Raw genomic sequence first — 20,443 nt, 5'->3', positions numbered from 1 at the left:
AAACTTGGGTATAAAAATTGGTAATTACATTCTTCTACTCTTCTAAGTTCATTTATGTAACTTAATATTGAATTTTTGCTTATTAATCTATTTCAATTGCACATGCACTTGAAGCAAAGCTCTCTCCAACGAGAAAGCCATGTTCATCGGTATAATCAATTTGCGTTACTTCATCTAAATAACGTTTGGTAAAACGATCTATTCGAATTTGAATTCCACTATATTCGATAACTATATCGTTTCGGCGCAGTTCATCAAAAACAAGCGTAAATTTGACAGACACCCCACATCCACCAGCTACATTAGCGTCAATCCGAGGAGATTGTTCTTCCCGCAACTCTATTTCTCCTAGCTTATCTAATGCTGCCTCAGTTAATTCAATAATCACCTGAATCCTCTCCTCCTCGCCACATCATGATTACAGATTCGCTTTTGCTGCCTGGACCTGTTCATCAGCATGATAGGAAGAGCGTACAAGCGGTCCTGCTTCACAATGGCTAAACCCTTTTGATAAGGCAATTTCTTTTAATTCATTAAATTCCTCTGGACTCCAATATTTTTGTACTTTCAAATGACGTTTCGTAGGCTGCAAATATTGACCAATTGTGATAATATCAACATCGTTAGCACGAAGATCATCCATCGTTTCCATGATTTCTTCCTTTGTTTCCCCAAGACCAATCATAATGCTTGATTTCGTAGGAATATTGGAATTTATTTGTTTTGAACGTCTTAACAACTCAAGTGAACGTTCATAGGTTGCACGAGCACGAACTGTCAACGATAAACGTCTCACCGTTTCAATATTGTGATTTAAAATGTCAGGTCTCGCATCCATTAATGTTTTTAAGTTGTCATATTTTCCACCCATATCGGATGGAAGGACTTCAATGCTACAAAACGGATTGCGACGCCTTATTGCCCGTACCGTCTCCGAAAACACCCCAGCTCCTCCGTCTTTTAGATCATCACGTGCAACAGCTGTAATCACGGTGTGCTTTAAGCCCATTTGTTCGACTGATTCTGCCACACGTCCTGGCTCTTTCCAATCAATCTCTGTTGGAAGGCCTGTTTGAACCGCACAGAATCGGCAAGAGCGTGTACATACACTTCCTAAAATCATAAAAGTTGCCGTTTTACGTACAGCCCAGCATTCATGAATGTTCGGGCATTTCGCTTCTTCACAGACTGTATGAAGCTTTTTTTCGCGCATCATTTTCTTTAAACCCGTATATTCTTCATTCGTATTTAATTTAATTTTGAGCCATTCTGGTTTACGAACATAATCGATGGTCATATCATTCCCTCCTAAACGCAACATAAATTGATTAAAATAACACATACTTAGGGATCCGTTTATTCAGTATTTATTTGGAATATATGAAACTACCAGGAATGGGAAAGAAAAAATGATTTTCTCTTACCCTTTATTCTCGGTAGTGCATGTACAACTTTCAATTTAATACTCCCGCATTAACGAACGGTACGTTTCCTTCTCAAGGCTTTAGAAAATCAAAGAATAACCTGAATATGAATACACCTATCTAAAGATCTAATGAATCACTCATTCTCTATGGGAAACGTGAGCACCACAACGAATGGATAGTGGGGGATGCACCCCCACTATGAGGAAATTTCATTTTAAGCTTTTACGGTTTCTTTCCCCTGCTCTGCTACTGCTTCTTCTTTTGTATAACGTAAAATTGGTTGTCTTGCTGCTTTGACCTCATCTAATCGTCCAATAATAGTTGTATGCGGCGCATCAAGAACGACTCCTGGATTTTCTTCTACTTCTTTCGTAATTTTGATCATTACTTCTGCAAAAGCATCCATCGTTTCTTTAGACTCTGTTTCTGTCGGTTCAATCATCAGACATTCTTCCACATTTAATGGGAAATAGATGGTAGGCGGATGATAGCCAAAGTCTAACAGACGTTTTGCCATATCAAGCGTACGAACACCGAGTTTTTTCTGTCTTGAACCAGATAAGACAAATTCGTGCTTACAAATTTGTGGATATGGTGATTCAAAATATGGCTCTAATCTTTTGCGTAGGTAGTTCGCATGAAGAACAGCTCCTTCAGAAACTTCACGCAATCCAACATTTCCCATTGTACGAATATAAGCGTAGGCACGAACATTAATACCAAAGTTTCCATAATACCCTTTAACACGGCCAATAGATAATGGGTAATTTGAATTTAGTACAAATTTGTCGCCATCTTTTTCAATACGTGGTACCGGTAAATGAGGAATTAAAATTCCCTTAACTCCAACTGGGCCTGAACCTGGGCCTCCACCACCATGTGGCCCTGTGAATGTTTTATGAAGGTTTAAATGCACAACATCAAAGCCCATGTCTCCTGGAGTTGTCTTTCCTAAAATCGCATTGGAGTTTGCTCCATCATAGTAAAGTAATCCGCCTGCTTCATGAACTACTTCAGCGATTTCTTTAATTTCCTTTTCAAACAACCCAAGTGTATTCGGATTTGTTAACATTAATGCAGCTGTATCACTGTCTACATGTTTCTTTAATTCATCTAAGTCAACTAATCCATCTTTGTTTGATGGAATGGTAACTGTATCATAACCAGCAACACTTGCACTGGCAGGGTTTGTTCCATGCGCAGAGTCTGGTACAAGTACTTTTGTTCTTGTTTCTCCTTTTTGCTCATGGTAAGCTTTGACCATCATTAACCCAGTCCACTCCCCTTGAGCACCTGCAGAAGGTTGTAGTGTGACTGCATCCATACCAGTGATAACAGCTAGTTCTTCTTGTAGATTATATAATAATTCTAAAGCGCCCTGTACTGTTTCAGTTGGTTGATATGGATGAATGCGGCTAAATCCTGGAATACGTGCCACAACTTCGTTCACTTTTGGATTGTATTTCATTGTACAAGATCCAAGTGGATAGAATCCATTATCGATCCCGTGGTTTTTATTTGAAAGTGCTGTATAGTGACGAACAAGGTCAAGTTCAGCTACTTCAGGAAGCTCTGCTGCTTCATCACGAATTAAATGTTTTGGAAATTTATCTTCTAAGTTAATGCTATCAACGTCACTTTTCGGTAGGCTATAACTTACACGACCCTGACGACTGATTTCAAAAATTAAATCATTATACTCAACCATTTACAACCGCCTCCAATGCTTCTACAAATTGGTCAATCTCTTCTTTTGTACGTTGTTCTGTTACCGCAACCAGCATTTGATTTTCAAATCCATAATCAATTCCTAAGTCATATCCGCCAATAAAACCAGATTCTAAAAGTTTAGTATTAACTTCTTTGACCGGGCGTGGAAGTTCCACAACGAATTCATTAAAGAATGCTGATTTGTTTAAGACATTAAAGCCTTTCTTTTGAAGAGACTTTGCCATGTAGTCTGCTTTCTCAATATTTTGCTGTGCCATTTGACGAACTCCTTGCTTTCCAAGTGCTGACATACAAATAGAAGAAGCAAGGGCATTTAATGCCTGGTTCGAACAAATATTAGATGTTGCTTTATCACGACGAATATGCTGTTCACGCGCTTGTAGTGTTAAAACAAATCCCCGTTTTCCTTGATCATCATGCGATTGTCCAACAATACGCCCTGGTATTTTACGCATATATTTTTGTTTAACGGCAAAGTATCCGCAGTGTGGACCACCAAAGGACATTGGTATACCTAACGGTTGCATATCACCGACTACAATATCTGCTCCTAATTTACCTGGAGATTGTAGAAGTGCTAGAGCAAGCGGATTGGAACTTACAATGAAAAGTGCACCGTTTTCTTCTGCCATTTTCTTAATTTCTGCTAAATCTTCAACAGAACCAAAGAAGTTTGGATATTGAACAATAACCGCTGCTGAATCTTTATCGATTTTTGATTTTAATTGTTCTAAGTCTGTCACTTCTGAGGCAAGGCTTACTTCTTCAACTGAATAGCTTTGACCTTTTGCTACTGTTTTTAAAACAGCACGAGATTCAGGGTGAACAGCTTTTGAAACAAGTACTTTTGAACGTTTTTTAGATGCAACTGCTAGTGACGCAGCTTCAGCAAGAGATGTAAATCCGTCATACATAGATGAGTTGGCAACATCCATTCCAGTTAATTCACTAACCATCGTTTGAAATTCAAAAATCGCTTGTAATTCACCTTGGCTGATTTCTGGTTGATATGGTGTATAAGCTGTATAAAACTCAGAACGAGAGATCATATGATCAACAACGCTCGGAATATAGTGATCATATGTACCTGCACCTAAAAATGTAGCATATTGATCAGCATTTAAATTCTTCGCTGCAAGCTTATTCATTTTTTTCAAAAGAACTGGCTCTGAGTCCGCTTCCGGAATATTTAACTCGCCTTTTAAACGTAGTTCAGATGGAATATCTGCAAATAATTCTTCAATAGAAGACATGTTTAAGAAATCAAGCATTTCCTTTTTATCTTGTTCCGTATCGGGAAGATATCTATAAGTATTGGTCATCTTATTCCTCTCCTTCATGAATAAATGCTTGGTACTCATCCTCATTTAATAGTAATTTCAATTCTTCCAGGTCAGATAATTCCACTTCTATTAACCAACCTGCTTCATATGCTTGTTCATTAATCAATTGTGGAGAATCTTCTAATTCTTCGTTCACAAGAACAACTGCACCTGATACAGGTGAGTATAAATCAGAAACAGCTTTTACTGATTCGATAGATCCCATTACTTCATTTACTGTTATTTCTTCACCTTCTGCAGGATTTTCAACAAATACGATGTCTCCTAATGAGTTTTGTGCATAATCAGAGATTCCAATACGCACTCGATTTCCTTCTAATGGTAATACCCATTCATGTTCCTTGCTATATAGTAAATTTGCTGTTGCATTTGTCATGGTTTTTTCTTCCTTCCACTTGTAATTTTTATATTTTTTCGTCATTCAAAAAAATATTAGAGGGGTTTTTCCTATCACATGCTTGTCCATTGCCCGTTTGCGTGTAAGGTGATCGGAAATCCCTTCATTTTAAAGAATCTTACACGATGACTCTATTAACAAACGCTTAATGCGCCCAGATCGTCAATAAGAATAAGGTCAGTACTGAAGCACTTTTTCCTTTAGAAACACCCCAGCTAGACCGAGAGTCTATATACCCGGAACTATACATGGCTACTGTTCTATAAAAGAGAGACTTTCTTATTCTTTTAAACTTTCATTAGCCTTTTTTATAGAACGGTGTTTTGACAACAACGGCGTCAACCAGTTTATTACGGATTTCAACTTTTAGCGTTGTCCCCACTTTGGCATGTTCTGCAGATACGAGAGCAAGACCCAAGCTTTTCTTTAAAGACGGAGACTGGGTTCCGGATGTAACAAAGCCAATTTCCTCTTCACCTGCTGAAAATACTTTGTAACCGTGACGAGGAATGCCTCTTCCTGTTACTTCAATTCCAACAATTTTACGTTGTAAACCTTCTTCTCTTTGTTTTTTAAGAACGTCTTTACCGATGAAATCACTTTCTTTGTTTGTTTTAACAGCAAAACCGATTCCGCCTTCAAGTGGGCCGATTTCGCTTGAAAGCTCTTGACCATAAAGATCTAGACGTGCTTCAAAGCGAAGTGTGTCACGCGCACCAAGTCCACATGGTTTTAAGCCATCTTCCTTACCTGCTTCCAAAAGCTTATCCCAAAGTGCTTCTACTTTATCAGCCGCTAAGTAAAGTTCAAAGCCGTCTTCCCCTGTGTAACCTGTACGGGATACAAGAACTTCTGTAATCCCATCCACATTTACATTTTGAGCAAAGCAGAAGAAACCAATTTGGCTTAGGTCAGTTTCCGTTAACTTTTGTAAAATGCTTTCTGCCTTTGGACCTTGGATGGCAAGCTGTGCAACGTTACCTGAAATATTTTGAAGCGTCACTTCTCCTTTTACGTGTTGCTCCATCCACTCACAATCTTTTTCAATGTTTGAAGCGTTTATGACAAGCAGGTACTTTTCATCTGCTAATTTGTAAACAAGTAAGTCATCGACTGTGCCACCGTCTGGGTAACACATCGCTGTATATTGTGCTTGATTTATACGAACTTTTGTTACATCGTTTGTGACAAGGTAGTTAATATAGCTTTCTGCATCTTTTCCTTCAACGAGCACTTCGCCCATATGAGAGACATCAAAGAGTCCTGCTTCTTTCCGGACAGCCTCATGCTCTTCTAAAATGCTTGAAAACTGTACCGGAAGTTCCCAACCTCCAAAATCAATGACCTTTGCACCGTATTTTTTATATGCTTCAAAAAGCGGTGTTCGCTTTAACGTTGTTTCTATACTCATTGTTACACCTCCGATTAAGATTTCCTACAAAATAATTCTTCTTTCACCTTTTTACCTGTTTCGGTCATCGCAAGACCTCCAAGTGCAGTTTCCCTAAGTGTTCGCGGCATTTCTTTTCCAACCTTATACATGGCTTCAATGACTTCATCACATGGAATGCGGCTTTCCACCCCAGCAAGAGATAAATCCGCAGCGGAAAAGGCAATTGATGTTCCAATGACATTTCGCTTAATGCAAGGTACTTCAACTAGGCCGGCAACCGGATCACACACTAGACCTAATAGTGATTTCATAGCAATAGCTGTCGCATTCACGGCTTGCTTTGGTGTACCTCCTTTTAATTCTACAATTGTCCCAGCAGCCATAGCCGTTGCAGATCCTACTTCTGCTTGACATCCCCCTGCTGCTCCTGAAATAAAGGAACGATTGGCAATGATGTAGCCTAGCATACTTGCCGTAAACAAGCCCATCACTAAATCTTTATACGAATAGCTGTCATTTTTATAAAGCGAAAACAGTACACCGGGCAAGATACCAGCTGCTCCGGCGGTTGGGGTAGCGACAATGACCCCCATTCGTGCATTGCTTTCAGATGTAGCTAATGAAAATGTCATGGCATCGCTAATATAATTTCCTGAAAGTGCTTTACCCTGTTTAACGTAGTCATACAATTTCACGGCGTCACCGCCGGAAATACCACTTGGTGCAGTTGAATCATCTTTTATACCGTTATCAACGGCCTCTTTCATTTTGATCAATCGCTCTTCCATCATACTGATAATGGTTTCTTCATCTTTTCCTGACTTTTTCGCTTCCATCATCAGCATGATTTCACCAATCGTTTTTTGTTCACGCTCACAGGCATCAATTAGCTCTTCCATGGACAGAATTTCCATTACATTACCTCCGCAAGGAATTTCATTCTTAGCTGATACTGTTTGACAAGGGCTGTAAAGTCATCACCTGAACTTAAACGAATATCTACCATCTCTTCATCAATCATAAAAATTTTCGATAGTCCACCACCAAGTGATACACCGCCAATCTTTACTATGTTCTCACCACGTTTGACTGTCACGATCGTTATATTTGGATGGTTAAAATAGACGCAGTTGTCTTCAAACTCCAAATGATACTGCATTCCATACTCTTTTACCCATTCCAAGGATTGTTTAATTCGGGTGTCATCTGTGTCCATTCCTAGCAACCCGCCAATCAAAGCTTTATCTGTTCCATGTCCTTGATAAGTTTCGGCAAAGGAATCATAAAATACAATTTGAGCCTTTTCTGGACATCCGCCTAACCATTCATGAATGAACTTGCCAATCGATACAACTCCAGCTGTATGAGAACTTGATGGGCCAACCATGACAGGACCGATAATGTCAAAACAACTTTGAAATTCCATGCTTTTGCCCCTTTCTTATACAGTAATTGGCTGTTGGAATAATGGAAATACATCACAAATTGCTTTCGTTGTTTCTTTCGCTCTCTCCAGAACTTCCTTGTTCCCATTGCTCTTTAGAACGGCTGCGATCACTTCCGCGATTTTCACCATTTCATCCTGCTTCATTCCACGAGTGGTTAAGGCCGCTGTTCCCATACGGATTCCGCTTGTGACAAATGGGCTTTCCGGATCATATGGAATCGTGTTTTTATTGACGGTAATCCCTGCTTCTTCTAATAATTTCTCTGCTACTTTTCCGGTTAGGTTCCATGGACGCAGATCTAAAAGGACAATATGATTATCCGTGCCCCCAGAGACAAGCGTTGCGCCTTCTTTCTTTAACGTTTCGCCAAGTGTGGCTGCATTTTCAATGATTTGTTGGGCATAAGCCTTAAAACTCGGCTGCAATGCTTCATTGAAGGAAACCGCCTTGGCTGCAATGATGTGCATCAATGGTCCGCCTTGAATTCCTGGGAACACGGCTTTATTAATCGCTTTTATGATCTCTTCATCGTTTGTTAACACGATTCCGCCACGCGGTCCTCTTAATGTTTTATGCGTCGTACTTGTCACGACATCTGCATACGGGATTGGTGATGGATGAAGACCCGCTGCAACAAGTCCAGCAATATGCGCCATATCTACCATGAATTTTGCCCCTACTTGATCTGCAATTTTTCTAAAGCGTGCGAAATCAATGGTTCTTGGGTAGGCACTTGCCCCAGCAATAATCAATTTTGGTTTCTCTTTTTTCGCGATGGCTTCCAGCTCATCGTAATCAATCAATTGAGTATCTTCTCTTACTCCATAGGACACAATCTCAAACCATTTACCTGAAATGCTGACAGGGCTTCCATGGGTTAAGTGACCGCCATGTGAAAGGTTCATCCCCATCACTTTATCACCAGGCTGAAGTAATGCGTAAAAAACGGCAAGGTTTGCTTGTGCACCCGAGTGTGGCTGAACATTGGCATATTTGGCACCAAACAGATTCGTTAGGCGCTCAATAGCTGCTTGTTCTGCTACATCGACAAGCTCACACCCGCCATAGTAACGCTTCCCTGGATAGCCTTCTGCATATTTATTTGTCATCACACTTCCCATTGCTTCTAGAACATCTTCGCTTACGAAGTTTTCTGAGGCAATCAACTCCAATGTTGTATGCTGGCGATTTTTTTCCTTCTCAATTGCTTCAAAAATAGTTGAATCATTTTGTTGCAAACCCATTTTTATTCCTCCTTGAAATTTTGTTCAGGATCCCTTTGGCTGTACCAAACAATAACCTGAAGATATTATTAGAGTTAGAGACACTAACATCTCTTTCTTGCTACTGACCTACTTTTCTATGAAAAACCGTTTAAAACAGAATGCTTGACTACCCTTTTTGTACGCAAAAAAGGACAGAAAAGGGTAGCCGTAGCGTTCTTTACCCTTCTCTGTCCTTTTTACCTGAGAGTTTAACTCTATTGTTCATAGAGTCTTCCCCTTTGGTGGCGTACTACTGTATACGCGCTCTCCAGAGGTGCGTCCTGTTGTAGTTCCATCTACCTGAGAGATTTGTTCCAAGGGTATTTTTGGAACTTGCTCCTTCGGTGGCTTTTTGCTTTGCACTCTCCCACAACCATCATCCGCTCATATTTAATTTTTATATTTTTAGAATAATTGTTAAATAATTAAATGTCAATCTATTCTTATTATTCAAACTATTTTTTCTAAAACTACTATTTTACGAATGCTATATTATGGTCATCCATACAAATACAATTTCCATATATACATAGTTTCAATTAATGCAGCACTAGTGAGTATGAATAATTACTCATTTATGAAAGCGTTTTCTATTTTTTATTGACATGATGGGCCTTTGAGATTATTCTAAAAATATAGAAAATATAGAAAATATAGGTGGATGAAAGTTGCAGGAGAGCGTTTATGATAAGCCGCCGAAGGAGCAAACTCCAACAAAGACCCTTGGAGCGAATCTCTCAGGTAGAAAAAACTGCAACTGGACACGCCTCTGGAGAGAACGTATGAATAGATACGTCACCGACGGGGAACAGCTCCATTGAGCTAAACTCTCAGGTAAAAGGACAGAGAAGGGCAGAGAAAACACATTGTGCTTTCTCTGCCCTTCTCTGTCCTTTTTGTTGTGCCTAAAATTACGTCACTGGAGAGTTACACACGTTAAATGGAAAATTTGATAAAAGGGGGTGGACGGGTAGTGTGAAGCGATTTTTCATTTAATCCGCCTAAGGTCTTTCAGCACATTCATTAGTTTTTTTTCGACAATCTGTTCAGATGTCTTTTTAAATTTTTGAAAATTGCAAAGTTTATATGCATGCAACATTTTCATGGGAATTTCGATATGACAAGCATTTTGCAAGAGATTAGTTAATGATTTTATCTTGTGTCGCAAAGTAAAGAAGTATTTTATACAAGCCCAAACTAATGGTTAAATAGGATGAAAACAAAAATTATCATTTGAATTCACTTTTTTGAAAGGGCTCTCTTTTCTTTGGTGAATTGAATTTACCCCAAAATTTAATTGTAGGAGGAATATTTGATGGATGTATTGATTGGTACCCTTTCACTTTTAGTCATTTTAGCGTTGTTCTCTTTATTTACGTTTAAGGCACCGTATGGATCTAAAGCTATGAATGCTTTGGCAGGTGCTGCGGTAGCTAGTTTCTTGATTGAGGCCTTAATCGGTTCTGTTTTAGGGGATATGTTGGGAATTGCTGTCTTTCAAGAGATTGGTAATTTAGCAGGAAGTTTATCCGGTATTGCAGCAGGTACGCTGGTTGCTATGGCATTAAAAGTTCAACCAGGCTATGCATTAATGATATCGCTTCCACTGGCTAATATGGGGATTTTACCAGGTTTCATTGCCGGATATTTTGCTTCATTCCTTGTAAAATGGCTCCAAGATAGAGTCCCTAATGGAATCAATTTAATAGCTATTGTTTTTATTGCAACGCCATTAACTTATTTCATTGCCGCTCTGATTGCTCCGCCAGTTAACGGAATACTGTTGAATGTAGGAAGTATCCTGGAAAGTGCGCAATCTCAATCAGCTATTGTAATGGGAATTATCATAGGTGGAGTACTGACTGTTACTTCTACAGCTCCGCTTAGTTCAATGGCTTTAACTGCGATTATGGGTCTTACTGGCCAACCAATGGCTATCGCTGCAATGGCGATTTTCGGTTCTGGGTTCTTGAATTACACATTCTTCCGTAAAATGGGATTAACTACACCACAAGAAACTATTTCAGTAGCGATTGAAGCTTTAACAAAAGCTCATGTTATTGCAGCCAATCCAATCCCAGTATACGTTACAAACTTTATTTATGGGGGAATAGCAGGTGTTGTAATAGCTTTATCAGGTTTGGTAAATGATTCTCCAGGTACAGCTGCGGTTGTTCCAGGATTTGCATCTACATTTGCTTGGAACCCGCCTGTACAAGTCCTCCTATATGGCTTAATTGTCGCCGTACTAGGAGTCACAGTTGGATGGATTTGCTCATTTATATTTAAAAATTACCCAATTAAAACCGAAGAAGAGCTGTTAACTAGGGATGATGAGGAATTAGAAGAAAAAAATGAAGAAGCAAGAGTAAAGGAATCTAACCTGAAACCTGAAAGTATGAATGCATAGCAGGACATGGGGACAGGTACCTTGTCCGGTTACCATTTTTGTGGACGAGTGGGGCGGATGTCGCTTGGGTACGGTGCTCACCGGACTGGATTTACATTGATCTTCGATTCAATCTAAAACTGTCCTATAGATTAGAAAAGGGAGAGCATGGACATTACATGCTCTCTCTTTTTGATGTTCAGTACCCTGCTGGTGAGGATTGTATAGCCAGATTAATCTTCGCCGCTGCAAAGGACATAGGGACAGGTACCTTGTCCGGGTAGGAGGGTTGATTATTATTTTTTCTTACGTCAATCATATTTACACAAAATATGATATGGTAAAAATATCAAATCAACTTGTCTCTTTTTTGGGAGGCAATTAATATGTACAATGTATCCAATGATAAGGCGATAAAAATTGGTGCAACTACTTTTGCAGAGCTTAATTACAAAGAAAGTGATATCGAAGAATTGCTTAGAAAATCGATATGATATGTGATGAGGAAGAATCGATGCTCATTGTCGGCAAGCAAGTTAGAAACGCCCAGCATGGAATTAGTGATCTTACGATAGAAGAAACACGTCTTTTTAGCTCATCACCATGAAGCGGTGGTGGGCTTTTTTATTTGCCTCATTTATAAATACATCTATCCCCCATACTATCTATTCTTGCAGAAACAACATTATATAAAGATAAAAAAGATGAATTAGATACAAAATCTAGTGTTTCAGTGTTGGTCATAATCCTATATCTAGTTTTTTATCTTTTTCGAATCATGGGGTTTTGTTTCTTGATGAAATAGCGGAGTTTCCAAAGAAGACATTGGATATGTTAAGACAACCGCTTGAAACGGGGAAGATCACAATTAGTCGAGTACATTCTACTGTTAAGTATCCTGCTGCTTTTATTCTCATTTCTGCAATGAATCCATGCCCTTGTGGGTTTCTTGGTTCCAATACTCATTACTGTACTTGTACTCCAAAACAAATCCAATCGTATAGAAATAGAATTTCAGGGCCGATCCATGATCGAATCGATATTCTGCTTTCTTTAAAATCAGTTAATCTTGATCAATCCTCTCAATCACGGCCATCATCCGCTGAAATCCGCAATAGGGTAGAAGGAGCAAGGAAAAGACAATATGAACGATATCAAGAACAAATTTGCAATGCTAAGGTTTCATTTGAAAAATTGTCAGCAACAAGTCCCTTGAAGGAAAACCAGCGAAATATGATCAGGCAAATCTCGTCCAAACAGCAATGGAGTAATCGTGTTGAAATTAAAATGATACGTCTTGCAAGGACCATATCTGATTTATCGGACTGTGAAGAGATCACGGATGAATCGATTTGGAAAGCGATCACATTAAGGCGTGAGAATCATAACAAAGAACAGATGAAGGTAGGGAAAGGATAAGAATCAAATGTAAGATGGATATGTTGTCTGGCTACGACCTTCTACTTTTATATTTAGAGAAGACAGAGCACATTTGCCCTCTGCCTTACCTTCGTACTTTATCGCTTTAAACTTTAACTGAGTTGGGGTCTGACCACGAACTTTATGGAATGCTTACGGAGATTATTGGTTTACAGAACTGGTTGGAACTTAATTAACTATATTAGGAGTGGTAGATAAAATAAACCCCTTTTATTTAACTAAGGGGTTTATTTTTATTTCGAAAAATATATTTTAATTTGTACTGGAATAGAGTTTATCTTTTAGAATTGCTATAGCAATTTCTGCGCAATCGTTACAATAACTCTTGCTGGCCGCAAAGGTTACAATAAATGATGTAGTGGCTGAAATACCTTGACCTATTAGTGGTATCCTTTTTCCAATCTGTTTTAATGTTGTTTTGACTGCTTGTTTCTCAAGTTGGTCTTTAGCAACTTTTTCGAGTGATTTAGTGATTGCTGTCTTAGTAGAATATTTTAAGACATTATTTGCAATAGAAAGTAACCTTTCATTATACAAAGGTTTATTATCTTCAATAATTTCTTTACTTAAACCAAAAGATTTTCTTATGCGATCAAAGATTCCTGTAAGTATAGAGAGATCCACAGTGACATCGACCACTGGTATAGGGTTTATTCCATTTGCAGCAGCAAGAGATGAGCCTAAATAAATAAACTTATAACAATTCGGTGCCTGTGACCACCCGATCAGCGTGGTCACCGTGGAAGATATAAGATGTAGAAAGTGAATAAACTAGGTATTGTTGATTTTTCCTGCTTAGATTTAGTCCAAATGCAGGAACTTCCCATCTCTCACATTGACTATTATTTAGTCTATCTTTAATTCACCCTATTTTAAAAAGTATACTTTTCTAGGACACAAAAATCTAATCTTTTATATACTTAAATAAGCGTTTAAAAATATTTAAAATTACTTAATAAACGTTTATTAATAGGTATATAGTTTTTTAAACGTATCTTTGGTAAAATGGAAAAAATTGGATAGGAGTGAGTGCAAAAATGCCGAGTAAAAAATTCGGATATGAACGAGTTAGTACCAAAGATCAAAATGAAGCTCGTCAAAGAGAATCTTTGTTACAAATGGGTATAGATGAACGTGATATTTATACAGATAAACAATCGGGGAAAAATTTTGACCGTCCTCGCTACCAGTTATTGAAAGAAATATTACGTGAAGGAGATATTTTATATGTCCATTCGTTAGATCGCTTCGGCAGAAATAAAGAGGAGATTTTAAGCGAATGGCGAGAGCTGACCAAAGAGAAAGGCGTTGATATTGTTGTACTCGATATGCCTTTATTAGATACCACAAAAAATAAAGATAATTTAGGTTCTTTAATCGCTGATCTTGTCTTGCAAATCTTATCATGGATGGCCGAAGAAGAACGTGAGAAGATTCGTACTCGCCAAAGAGAAGGAATTGATATTGCTTTAAAAAAGGGAGTAAAATTTGGGCGACCTAAAAATCCAATACCCGAAAATTTTGGAGAAGTATATGCTGCATGGAAAAATGGTGAAATCACCGCAACAAAGGCTATGAAACAACTGAATATTAAAAAGAATGCTTTTTATAAATTTGTGAAAGAATATGAGAAAGACAATATAATAGAAAAAAGTCGGTTAGAAAATGTACAGTGATGTTAATTTATAGATCCAAGAATCAGTGTTATTTAATAAATATTAATTTTATAGAGGTTGTGTTGAAGTTTTTGCACCAAAATCCATGTATCCAAATTTCATATGTATCCTCTCCCCCGTAACATATATTGTATCAAAAATATCCCTTTACAAGTATTGTTACAAATGATATTGTTACATACTTTTGTTACGTCAGTTATGAGAGATTGCTAGCTTGTCACTTTACATTTTATTTTGCGTATTTTTGACAAGGTAATTTGCACATAACTTTACAAACTAGATTTTAGAACGGTCCAAATGCTTTTTCGATTACTATCAATAGAGTGTACCCTATTGATAATGTAATGATTTATTGATTTTCAAGGTTTAAAGCTTCTCAAATACACTTCTCAAAATTGATTAAATGGTATTTACCCCCATAGTGGCCCCTGAAATCCAGAATCGTTTCCATACCCCTAGAAGAAAAAAGAACGGATAGGGAAACTCGACATCTAGGACAAATTGTTTCTAATAAAGTTCGCAACAATCCATCCGTAAAAACAGTAAAACGAACGTACCAAATTGGACAAAATACAGGCGAAGCTTTAAGTAGAAATATCGCTAACTATCGCAAAAAACATAGAAAAGAATAATAAAAAACAAACAAAAAAAGAGAAGGGGACTTTGGTTTCTCTCTTCTCTTTTTTTATCAAAAATAATGAAAAACAGGTGAGCACAATCAGCCCACCTAGGGAGGTGAAGGGGACATTTTAGGTCTAAAGATCGAACCACAAAGGGGACACTCAGGACTAATTCAGTGACCACGAAGGGAGCATTTAGAGAGTTTTCATAATATCGTAAAAACACTAGGCTTTGCCTAGTATATCACCCTCGGTGATATCAGTTTTTCCCTATGCTCTTTTCTCTTTTTAGATAGTGGTAAGCCCGAAATTGTTTTTTGTTCAAAAGGAGAGATAAATCATGGACATATTTTTAAAAAACATAGACCCAATTGCAGTGAAAAAATGGCACATGAAAAAGAAATAACTGAAAGAAGAATGCGACTGGAAATGATCATTGCAAAAAACATTTAAGCTATGGAAAAAATGACAGATAGAGTTGAACGATTGGAAAATTTGTTAACTGATTTGATGGAGGAATGAGTGTGAGGTAGGTCACACCGTTTCAGCTTTGACGGGTGGCGTGAGCGTGCTAGAGTTGTTCATGTCAGCAGGGGAAAGCCCCCCAAGACAAGAATGAAAGGAACCCACATGAGTAAGAAGGACGGCAAGTCGGAGCCGAACGACATCGGGTCTAACATAAAGATCAAGATCTCGAAGGAGACGCAGAAGAAGATCGAGCAGAGCCAGAACAACAAGGACAACAAGAAGAAGTAAGTAAAATAAATTACCTTGTGCGATGTGGGACTTGATAGAAAAATACGATATCAAACATGGGTCAAAACATTTTATTGCCAAATTTAAAGTCTTTCGTTTCCACAAGAAGAGATATGGCTATCCCAAAAACGAGAGCCCAAAAAGACGCACCGATGGAAAACAGCTGGATACCAGATGCTGCGATTAAGAAAGCAAATAACCCACCTAATTGATGTGTTTCACCGCCCACAGCTGTCCCGATGGCAGAAGCTAGCACTTTTGCTAAAGCAAGCCCTGCAATAATAGCAACAAAATACGGTGGTGTTGCTCCGAAAATTGCGATGATCCCACTATAAAAAACAGCACTTGACACAAAAATGATACCAACGATAACCGCAGCGACCCATCTCTTATCTCTATCCCCTGCATCGCGAGAGGCACAAATACCCGTCATTGGTGCTGCAATACATGTACTATGAAGGGTGAAGAATGCGGAAACCATCGTTGCGAACCCATTGATAGCTGTGATCCCATTTGCTGGAACCTCTTTGTATCCACCTGATTTAACCAAACCAACGCCTGCTGGAGTTTCCACACCTATTAAAATAATTGTTAACGGCAGACCATAAGCAAGGAAAGCATAGAGCGAAAATTCTGGTAAGACAAACCTTGGATAATCTATGGCAAATTCGACATCTGCAAAGCTAACACCAATCACCAAAAGATAGATAATACCGGCAATTAAAGCACCAAGTACTGCTGGAAATTTAGGAAGAAATTTCATCGTCAACGCAAATGCTCCAATCATAATGATCGCTGGTACTATTGCACTCTCAAACGGTTCCACTAAATTTAAACCAAATTTCAAAAGCACTCCGCCAATCATACCCATGACAATCGGTGCCGGGGTAAAACGCATAACATGTTTCATTGCACCAGAAAGTCCAACTAGAAATGATAGAAATCCTGCAATTAAGGTTGCCCCTAACGCTGGTCCAACCCCTACGACTGGAATAATCGCCACAAATAAAAGGGCACCGGGGATTGAATTAGCCATTGGTATCGGTAGTCTGTAATAAGCTGGCACAAGTATTCCAAATAATCCATTGATTAAATAAAAGCTAGTGACCCAAATCATAATGAAATCGGTTCCCAGACCACCAGCGGTACCTGCACTCAGAAAAATAGCCCCTGCACTTAAACCGAAGATACCCGCTACAAGCCCTGCGCCAAAGTTCTGAAGATTCATATCCCTAAAAAAATCTGAAAATACATGTTTAAATCCAATACCCTTTTCAACCTTCATACCTTCACCTCAATCCTTTATTTTTTCATGTTTCTTGTAATCGACAAGTGATCATGGATTATCATACTCCCATTCCTTTTTTGCAACTATGTATGATAAGTCTGTTGAGTCACGTCGACCAACCTCATTTGTCATATTGTTTACCATTTGGAGTACATTATGAGAAAATATTTTGGTTCTGGTGCAAATACTTGAAGAAAACATAAAAAAGCGAAAGATTTCTAGTGACCCCTGGTCCTATGCAACTAGTCCAAACAGTTGATGGATGAATTCTTTTTGATTTTGGACAGACTTCTCCCTTTGGGGAATCTGTCCTTTTTTGATCATGTGCATAGCCTCTATCCCCTCAATAATTCGTTTGGCAGACCGTAAGGATTTTAATCCAAGTATCGGGCGAATTCGTTTTTTAATAAAGCGATGATCCGGCTCCACGATATTGTTTAGATATTTAACTTGCCTTAGTTGAATGCCTTCAGGCATCTGCTTTTCTTCTCTTAACTCTTGGATAGCGATGGGATAAGCCGGGTTCTTGTCTACCGTTATCTCACGAGGCTTAGAAACGTGCGAAAAAGCCAAGGTTTTCTTAAAAAGGCGCTTGGCTGCTTGTTTATTTCTTACTTTACTTAAATAAAAATCAATGGTATTCCCTTCTGAATCAACGGCACGATACAGATACATCCATTGATCTTTGACTTTCACATAGGTTTCATCGACTCTCCAGGAATCATTGGTTTTCTTAAGATAACGTCGTACTCGTTCATCTAATTCAGGTCCATATTGATGCGCCCAACGCATAATGGTTATATGAGCCATCGATAAGCCACGTTCTTCCATCATTTCGACTAAATCACGAAAACTGAGGTTGTACCGCAGTTACCATCTTACGGTTAATAAAATAAGATCAGGTTGATCATGTTTCCATTTGAATAGATTTTGCTTTTCCATACTAATCACGTCCTTTTTTAGAGTACTAGTATCAGTATTCAGTATGTCCAAGATTCAAAGATTACTTACAAGTGGTTTGAAATTTTTGCACCAGAACCCTATTATATAAGGCTTTCTGAAATGGGTTTTGAGCTGCGGCAGCCATTAGTTTTTCTGCCTGACTGTTTGCCCATTGTTGTGAACGACTTTTACAAAACTCTTTTATTTTGTTAGCAATGGTTTCTTCGCCTGCTTCCAAGATTTCTTCTGAAGTAGGAAATGCTTGTAAAGTCAGTAAAGAAACATCCGAATATAAGGCTCCAAAAACTCCACAGTATTCAGGAAATACTTGATCCAGAACTGCCTGAAATTGCAGTTTGATTTGTACAAACATGCCTGTAATATTTTCGTGTTGTCTTGTAAGATTACGAAGGTTTAAAAGTTGGATTCCTCGTTGTTTGTAAGGCTCTAAGTCCTCTTTATAATACAAATCACAGAGGTGATGAGCGTCAATAATATCAGTCTTTACCTTACGTAAACTAGAACTCTTAGCCCGATATGATATGAGAGGGTTCACGATAATCAGTAAGTACCCTCTGTCCTCGAAATATTGCACAATAGGTGTGTGATAATGTCCAGTTGATTCTAATATTATGGGAGGCCGTCCTCCTGATACATCTTCTACTTCTCTAATAAAATCTAAAAGACAATTTAACCCTTCAAGAGTATGTGCTACTTTGAAGCTCTTTTTGTACGGCTGCTTTTTGCTTGAACCTGACTTTCACCTTTTGCCACATCCAGACCTATGACTGGATTCATCATTTATCCCCTCCTGAAAATCTATTAACCGTTAACCCCTATTCCTCCATGTAGTATCATAGCTTCGCTTGTTATACGAGATCATTGTCCCGACCAGCCTCAATCATGTTTCTACAAGTAGGGGGTGAACTGTTTAACGGACGGGATCGAGTCCCAAGGGCCATTACGTTCTACCCCAGCTACCGTAATCATATATCGATATAAAAAATGGTCAACCAGAAATTTTTTCTTTTCTGATTGACCTTATAATATGAAAGGACCATTTAGTTGAAGAAGAACTCAAACATAATTTGGATATTTATGTTAAAATTATTGTAAGTTGCTATAAAGGATTGAGGTGAAAAACATGATATATCCTCAATGGAATGAAACAGGAATATCAAAACGTTTTATTAGTGTATTACAAAGCTATTGCTTGAAGAAGGATCACATAGATAAAATTTTATTATTTGGCTCAAGAGCAAGAGGTGATTACCATAGATCCTCTGATATTGATTTAGCTGTTTTTACAAAAGAAAGTTCTCATACTCAGCAAAACTTAATAGAACAAGCTATTAATGAAATGCCCACTCCGTTAAAAATTGATGTTGTTTTTATGGATCGTCTAAATAAGGAGAAACTAATTTCCAATATTAGGAAAGAAGGGATAGTTATATATGAACAAGGAAAGGCTCTACGAGAAGCTTAACGATTACAAACGTGCGAGTACTAGACTGAATGAAGCAACAAAAATTCAAATAGAATCTGATATTGTTTTCGATGGTGTTATCCAGCGATTTGAGTTCACGTTTGAATTAAGTTGGAAGTTGATGAAAATGTTCTTAGAATATACAGGGATTACTGAAATTAAAAGTCCTAGGGCAACGATAAGAGAAGCATTTACATACGGCTTAATTGAAGACGGGGAACAATGGATTGATATGATGGTAGATCGTAATAAAACCTCTCATCTTTATGATGAGGAAGAAGCTAAACTAATTTATGAGAAAGTTAAGAGTCAATATAGCCAGCTTTTATCCAACTTGTACGATAAATTGGAGGAAGAAATATCAAAGATAATGTAGTTTGGTTTGTACAAACATGCCTGTAATATTATCGTGCTGTCTCGTAAGATGACGTAAGTTCATAAGAAGGAGAGATTATATTACATGGAAGCTGCAGATTTATTTAAGGTTAATAATGATAGTATTAGAACTTTACATTCTACGTCGTTTGCCTTTTTTGTATCTTTCTTTACTTGGTTCAATATGACGCCTCTTTCTATGTTTTCTATAGAGATAGATGAATTAGAGGACAGAATCAATCAATTGAAAAAGGAATTAATCCAGGTTGCGCTAACAACTGGATTAAATAGCCATGACACCCTTTGTTGCAGTCAGAAATTAGACGAACTCATCACGATTTATCAAAAACTTTCTTACGAAAAACCCAAAAATAGGAACATGTTGTTAAATGACAATAAAGCTGTTTAGGAATTAACAATTCAAACAACTTATTTTGTATTTACTCTAAATATGGAAGAAACTCAAA

Annotated in this window: 17 protein-coding genes, 2 pseudogenes and 2 riboswitches; of the genes and pseudogenes, 6 read left to right on the top strand and 13 right to left on the bottom strand. The window is 38.0% G+C overall.

Annotated features, from left to right (window positions below; genetic code table 11):
* Nucleotides 1-82 precede the first annotated feature (82 nt).
* From JMM81_RS13490 to glyA, 9 genes are all read right to left on the bottom strand, one after another.
* Entirely contained in the window at nt 83-388 is a 306-nt protein-coding gene (locus JMM81_RS13490; protein ID WP_256242093.1) for a HesB/IscA family protein, read from the bottom strand.
* A 30-nt stretch (nt 389-418) separates the two neighbouring features.
* Nucleotides 419-1,297 carry a lipoyl synthase gene (lipA, locus tag JMM81_RS13485; protein ID WP_256242092.1) on the bottom strand — a complete coding sequence of 293 codons (879 nt, stop codon included), beginning with the start codon at nt 1,295-1,297 and terminating at the stop codon, nt 419-421.
* 344 nt (nt 1,298-1,641) lie between these two features.
* Nucleotides 1,642-3,135 carry an aminomethyl-transferring glycine dehydrogenase subunit GcvPB gene (gene gcvPB, locus JMM81_RS13480; protein ID WP_256242091.1) on the bottom strand — a complete coding sequence of 498 codons (1,494 nt, stop codon included), beginning with the start codon at nt 3,133-3,135 and terminating at the stop codon, nt 1,642-1,644.
* Nucleotides 3,128-4,480: an aminomethyl-transferring glycine dehydrogenase subunit GcvPA gene (gene gcvPA, locus JMM81_RS13475; protein ID WP_256242090.1), complete on the bottom strand. Its 1,353-nt coding sequence runs from the start codon at nt 4,478-4,480 to the stop codon at nt 3,128-3,130. The genes gcvPB and gcvPA overlap by 8 nt, the downstream gene beginning before the upstream one ends.
* 1 nt (nt 4,481) lies before the next feature.
* A complete protein-coding gene (gcvH, locus tag JMM81_RS13470) occupies nt 4,482-4,877 on the bottom strand; it encodes a glycine cleavage system protein GcvH (RefSeq protein ID WP_256242089.1) in 396 nt (131 codons plus the stop codon).
* Nucleotides 4,878-5,196: 319 nt separating this feature from the next.
* Nucleotides 5,197-6,309 carry a glycine cleavage system aminomethyltransferase GcvT gene (gene gcvT, locus JMM81_RS13465; RefSeq protein WP_256242088.1) on the bottom strand — a complete coding sequence of 371 codons (1,113 nt, stop codon included), beginning with the start codon at nt 6,307-6,309 and terminating at the stop codon, nt 5,197-5,199.
* Between the two features lie 14 nt (nt 6,310-6,323).
* On the bottom strand, nt 6,324-7,205 hold the full coding sequence (sdaAA, locus tag JMM81_RS13460) for an L-serine ammonia-lyase, iron-sulfur-dependent, subunit alpha (protein WP_256242087.1): 882 nt from the start codon (nt 7,203-7,205) through the stop codon (nt 6,324-6,326).
* On the bottom strand, nt 7,205-7,717 hold the full coding sequence (locus JMM81_RS13455; protein ID WP_256242086.1) for a serine dehydratase beta chain: 513 nt from the start codon (nt 7,715-7,717) through the stop codon (nt 7,205-7,207). Before JMM81_RS13455 ends, sdaAA begins: the two co-directional genes overlap by 1 nt.
* A gap of 15 nt (nt 7,718-7,732) precedes the next feature.
* On the bottom strand, nt 7,733-8,983 hold the full coding sequence (gene glyA, locus JMM81_RS13450; protein ID WP_256242085.1) for a serine hydroxymethyltransferase: 1,251 nt from the start codon (nt 8,981-8,983) through the stop codon (nt 7,733-7,735).
* Between the two features lie 298 nt (nt 8,984-9,281).
* Nucleotides 9,282-9,384, bottom strand: a riboswitch (glycine riboswitch).
* 379 nt (nt 9,385-9,763) lie between these two features.
* Nucleotides 9,764-9,860, top strand: a riboswitch (glycine riboswitch).
* Nucleotides 9,861-10,319: 459 nt separating this feature from the next.
* Between glyA and JMM81_RS13445 the strand changes: the two genes are divergently transcribed.
* Together JMM81_RS13445 and JMM81_RS13440 are read left to right on the top strand one after the other, a co-directional pair.
* Entirely contained in the window at nt 10,320-11,414 is a 1,095-nt protein-coding gene (locus tag JMM81_RS13445; RefSeq protein ID WP_256242084.1) for a PTS sugar transporter subunit IIC, read from the top strand.
* 729 nt (nt 11,415-12,143) lie between these two features.
* Nucleotides 12,144-12,812 carry an ATP-binding protein gene (locus JMM81_RS13440; protein WP_375162384.1) on the top strand — a complete coding sequence of 223 codons (669 nt, stop codon included), beginning with the start codon at nt 12,144-12,146 and terminating at the stop codon, nt 12,810-12,812.
* A gap of 273 nt (nt 12,813-13,085) precedes the next feature.
* Here JMM81_RS13440 and JMM81_RS13435 read toward each other — a convergent pair whose 3' ends face one another.
* On the bottom strand, nt 13,086-13,457 hold the full coding sequence (locus JMM81_RS13435; RefSeq protein WP_256242083.1) for a hypothetical protein: 372 nt from the start codon (nt 13,455-13,457) through the stop codon (nt 13,086-13,088).
* Between the two features lie 413 nt (nt 13,458-13,870).
* On the opposite strand from JMM81_RS13435, the gene JMM81_RS13430 reads away from it, so the two are divergent.
* Nucleotides 13,871-14,509: a recombinase family protein gene (locus JMM81_RS13430; RefSeq protein WP_256242082.1), complete on the top strand. Its 639-nt coding sequence runs from the start codon at nt 13,871-13,873 to the stop codon at nt 14,507-14,509.
* 1,437 nt (nt 14,510-15,946) lie between these two features.
* Here JMM81_RS13430 and JMM81_RS13425 read toward each other — a convergent pair.
* The 3 genes and pseudogenes from JMM81_RS13425 to JMM81_RS13415 form a co-directional block, all read right to left on the bottom strand.
* Entirely contained in the window at nt 15,947-17,170 is a 1,224-nt protein-coding gene (locus JMM81_RS13425) for a benzoate/H(+) symporter BenE family transporter (RefSeq protein ID WP_256242081.1), read from the bottom strand.
* Between the two features lie 237 nt (nt 17,171-17,407).
* Nucleotides 17,408-18,115, bottom strand: a pseudogene (locus JMM81_RS13420) (IS6 family transposase).
* Nucleotides 18,116-18,203: 88 nt separating this feature from the next.
* Nucleotides 18,204-18,913, bottom strand: a pseudogene (locus JMM81_RS13415) (IS110 family transposase); the annotation flags it as partial.
* Between the two features lie 346 nt (nt 18,914-19,259).
* On the opposite strand from JMM81_RS13415, the gene JMM81_RS13410 reads away from it, so the two are divergent.
* The 3 genes from JMM81_RS13410 (at nt 19,260) to JMM81_RS13400 (ending at nt 20,385) form a co-directional block, all read left to right on the top strand.
* Complete coding sequence (locus JMM81_RS13410) at nt 19,260-19,601, top strand: nucleotidyltransferase domain-containing protein (protein WP_256242080.1); 342 nt, start codon at nt 19,260-19,262, stop codon at nt 19,599-19,601.
* Complete coding sequence (locus tag JMM81_RS13405; RefSeq protein ID WP_256242079.1) at nt 19,570-19,977, top strand: nucleotidyltransferase substrate binding protein; 408 nt, start codon at nt 19,570-19,572, stop codon at nt 19,975-19,977. The genes JMM81_RS13410 and JMM81_RS13405 overlap by 32 nt, the downstream gene beginning before the upstream one ends.
* An 84-nt stretch (nt 19,978-20,061) precedes the next feature.
* Nucleotides 20,062-20,385: a Spo0E family sporulation regulatory protein-aspartic acid phosphatase gene (locus JMM81_RS13400; protein WP_256242078.1), complete on the top strand. Its 324-nt coding sequence runs from the start codon at nt 20,062-20,064 to the stop codon at nt 20,383-20,385.
* The last annotated feature ends 58 nt before the right edge of the window (nt 20,386-20,443 follow it).

The organism is Bacillus sp. V3B (assembly GCF_024494465.1).
In the GTDB taxonomy this organism is placed as follows: domain Bacteria; phylum Bacillota; class Bacilli; order Bacillales; family Cytobacillaceae; genus Bacillus_BD.
The sequence above is the reverse complement of the archived record's forward strand: the minus strand, read 5'-3'. Positions and strand labels throughout refer to the sequence as shown.

Coding starts and splice junctions, on each gene's coding strand:
- lipA (WP_256242092.1), bottom strand. CDS start 1,297: ATGACCATCGATTATGTTCGTAAACCAGAATGGCTCAAAATTAAATTA.
- gcvPB (WP_256242091.1), bottom strand. CDS start 3,135: ATGGTTGAGTATAATGATTTAATTTTTGAAATCAGTCGTCAGGGTCGT.
- gcvPA (WP_256242090.1), bottom strand. CDS start 4,480: ATGACCAATACTTATAGATATCTTCCCGATACGGAACAAGATAAAAAG.
- gcvH (WP_256242089.1), bottom strand. CDS start 4,877: ATGACAAATGCAACAGCAAATTTACTATATAGCAAGGAACATGAATGG.
- gcvT (WP_256242088.1), bottom strand. CDS start 6,309: ATGAGTATAGAAACAACGTTAAAGCGAACACCGCTTTTTGAAGCATAT.
- sdaAA (WP_256242087.1), bottom strand. CDS start 7,205: ATGGAAATTCTGTCCATGGAAGAGCTAATTGATGCCTGTGAGCGTGAA.
- JMM81_RS13455 (WP_256242086.1), bottom strand. CDS start 7,717: ATGGAATTTCAAAGTTGTTTTGACATTATCGGTCCTGTCATGGTTGGC.
- glyA (WP_256242085.1), bottom strand. CDS start 8,983: ATGGGTTTGCAACAAAATGATTCAACTATTTTTGAAGCAATTGAGAAG.
- JMM81_RS13445 (WP_256242084.1), top strand. CDS start 10,320: ATGGATGTATTGATTGGTACCCTTTCACTTTTAGTCATTTTAGCGTTG.
- JMM81_RS13430 (WP_256242082.1), top strand. CDS start 13,871: ATGCCGAGTAAAAAATTCGGATATGAACGAGTTAGTACCAAAGATCAA.
- JMM81_RS13425 (WP_256242081.1), bottom strand. CDS start 17,170: ATGAAGGTTGAAAAGGGTATTGGATTTAAACATGTATTTTCAGATTTT.
- JMM81_RS13410 (WP_256242080.1), top strand. CDS start 19,260: ATGATATATCCTCAATGGAATGAAACAGGAATATCAAAACGTTTTATT.
- JMM81_RS13405 (WP_256242079.1), top strand. CDS start 19,570: ATGAACAAGGAAAGGCTCTACGAGAAGCTTAACGATTACAAACGTGCG.
- JMM81_RS13400 (WP_256242078.1), top strand. CDS start 20,062: ATGGAAGCTGCAGATTTATTTAAGGTTAATAATGATAGTATTAGAACT.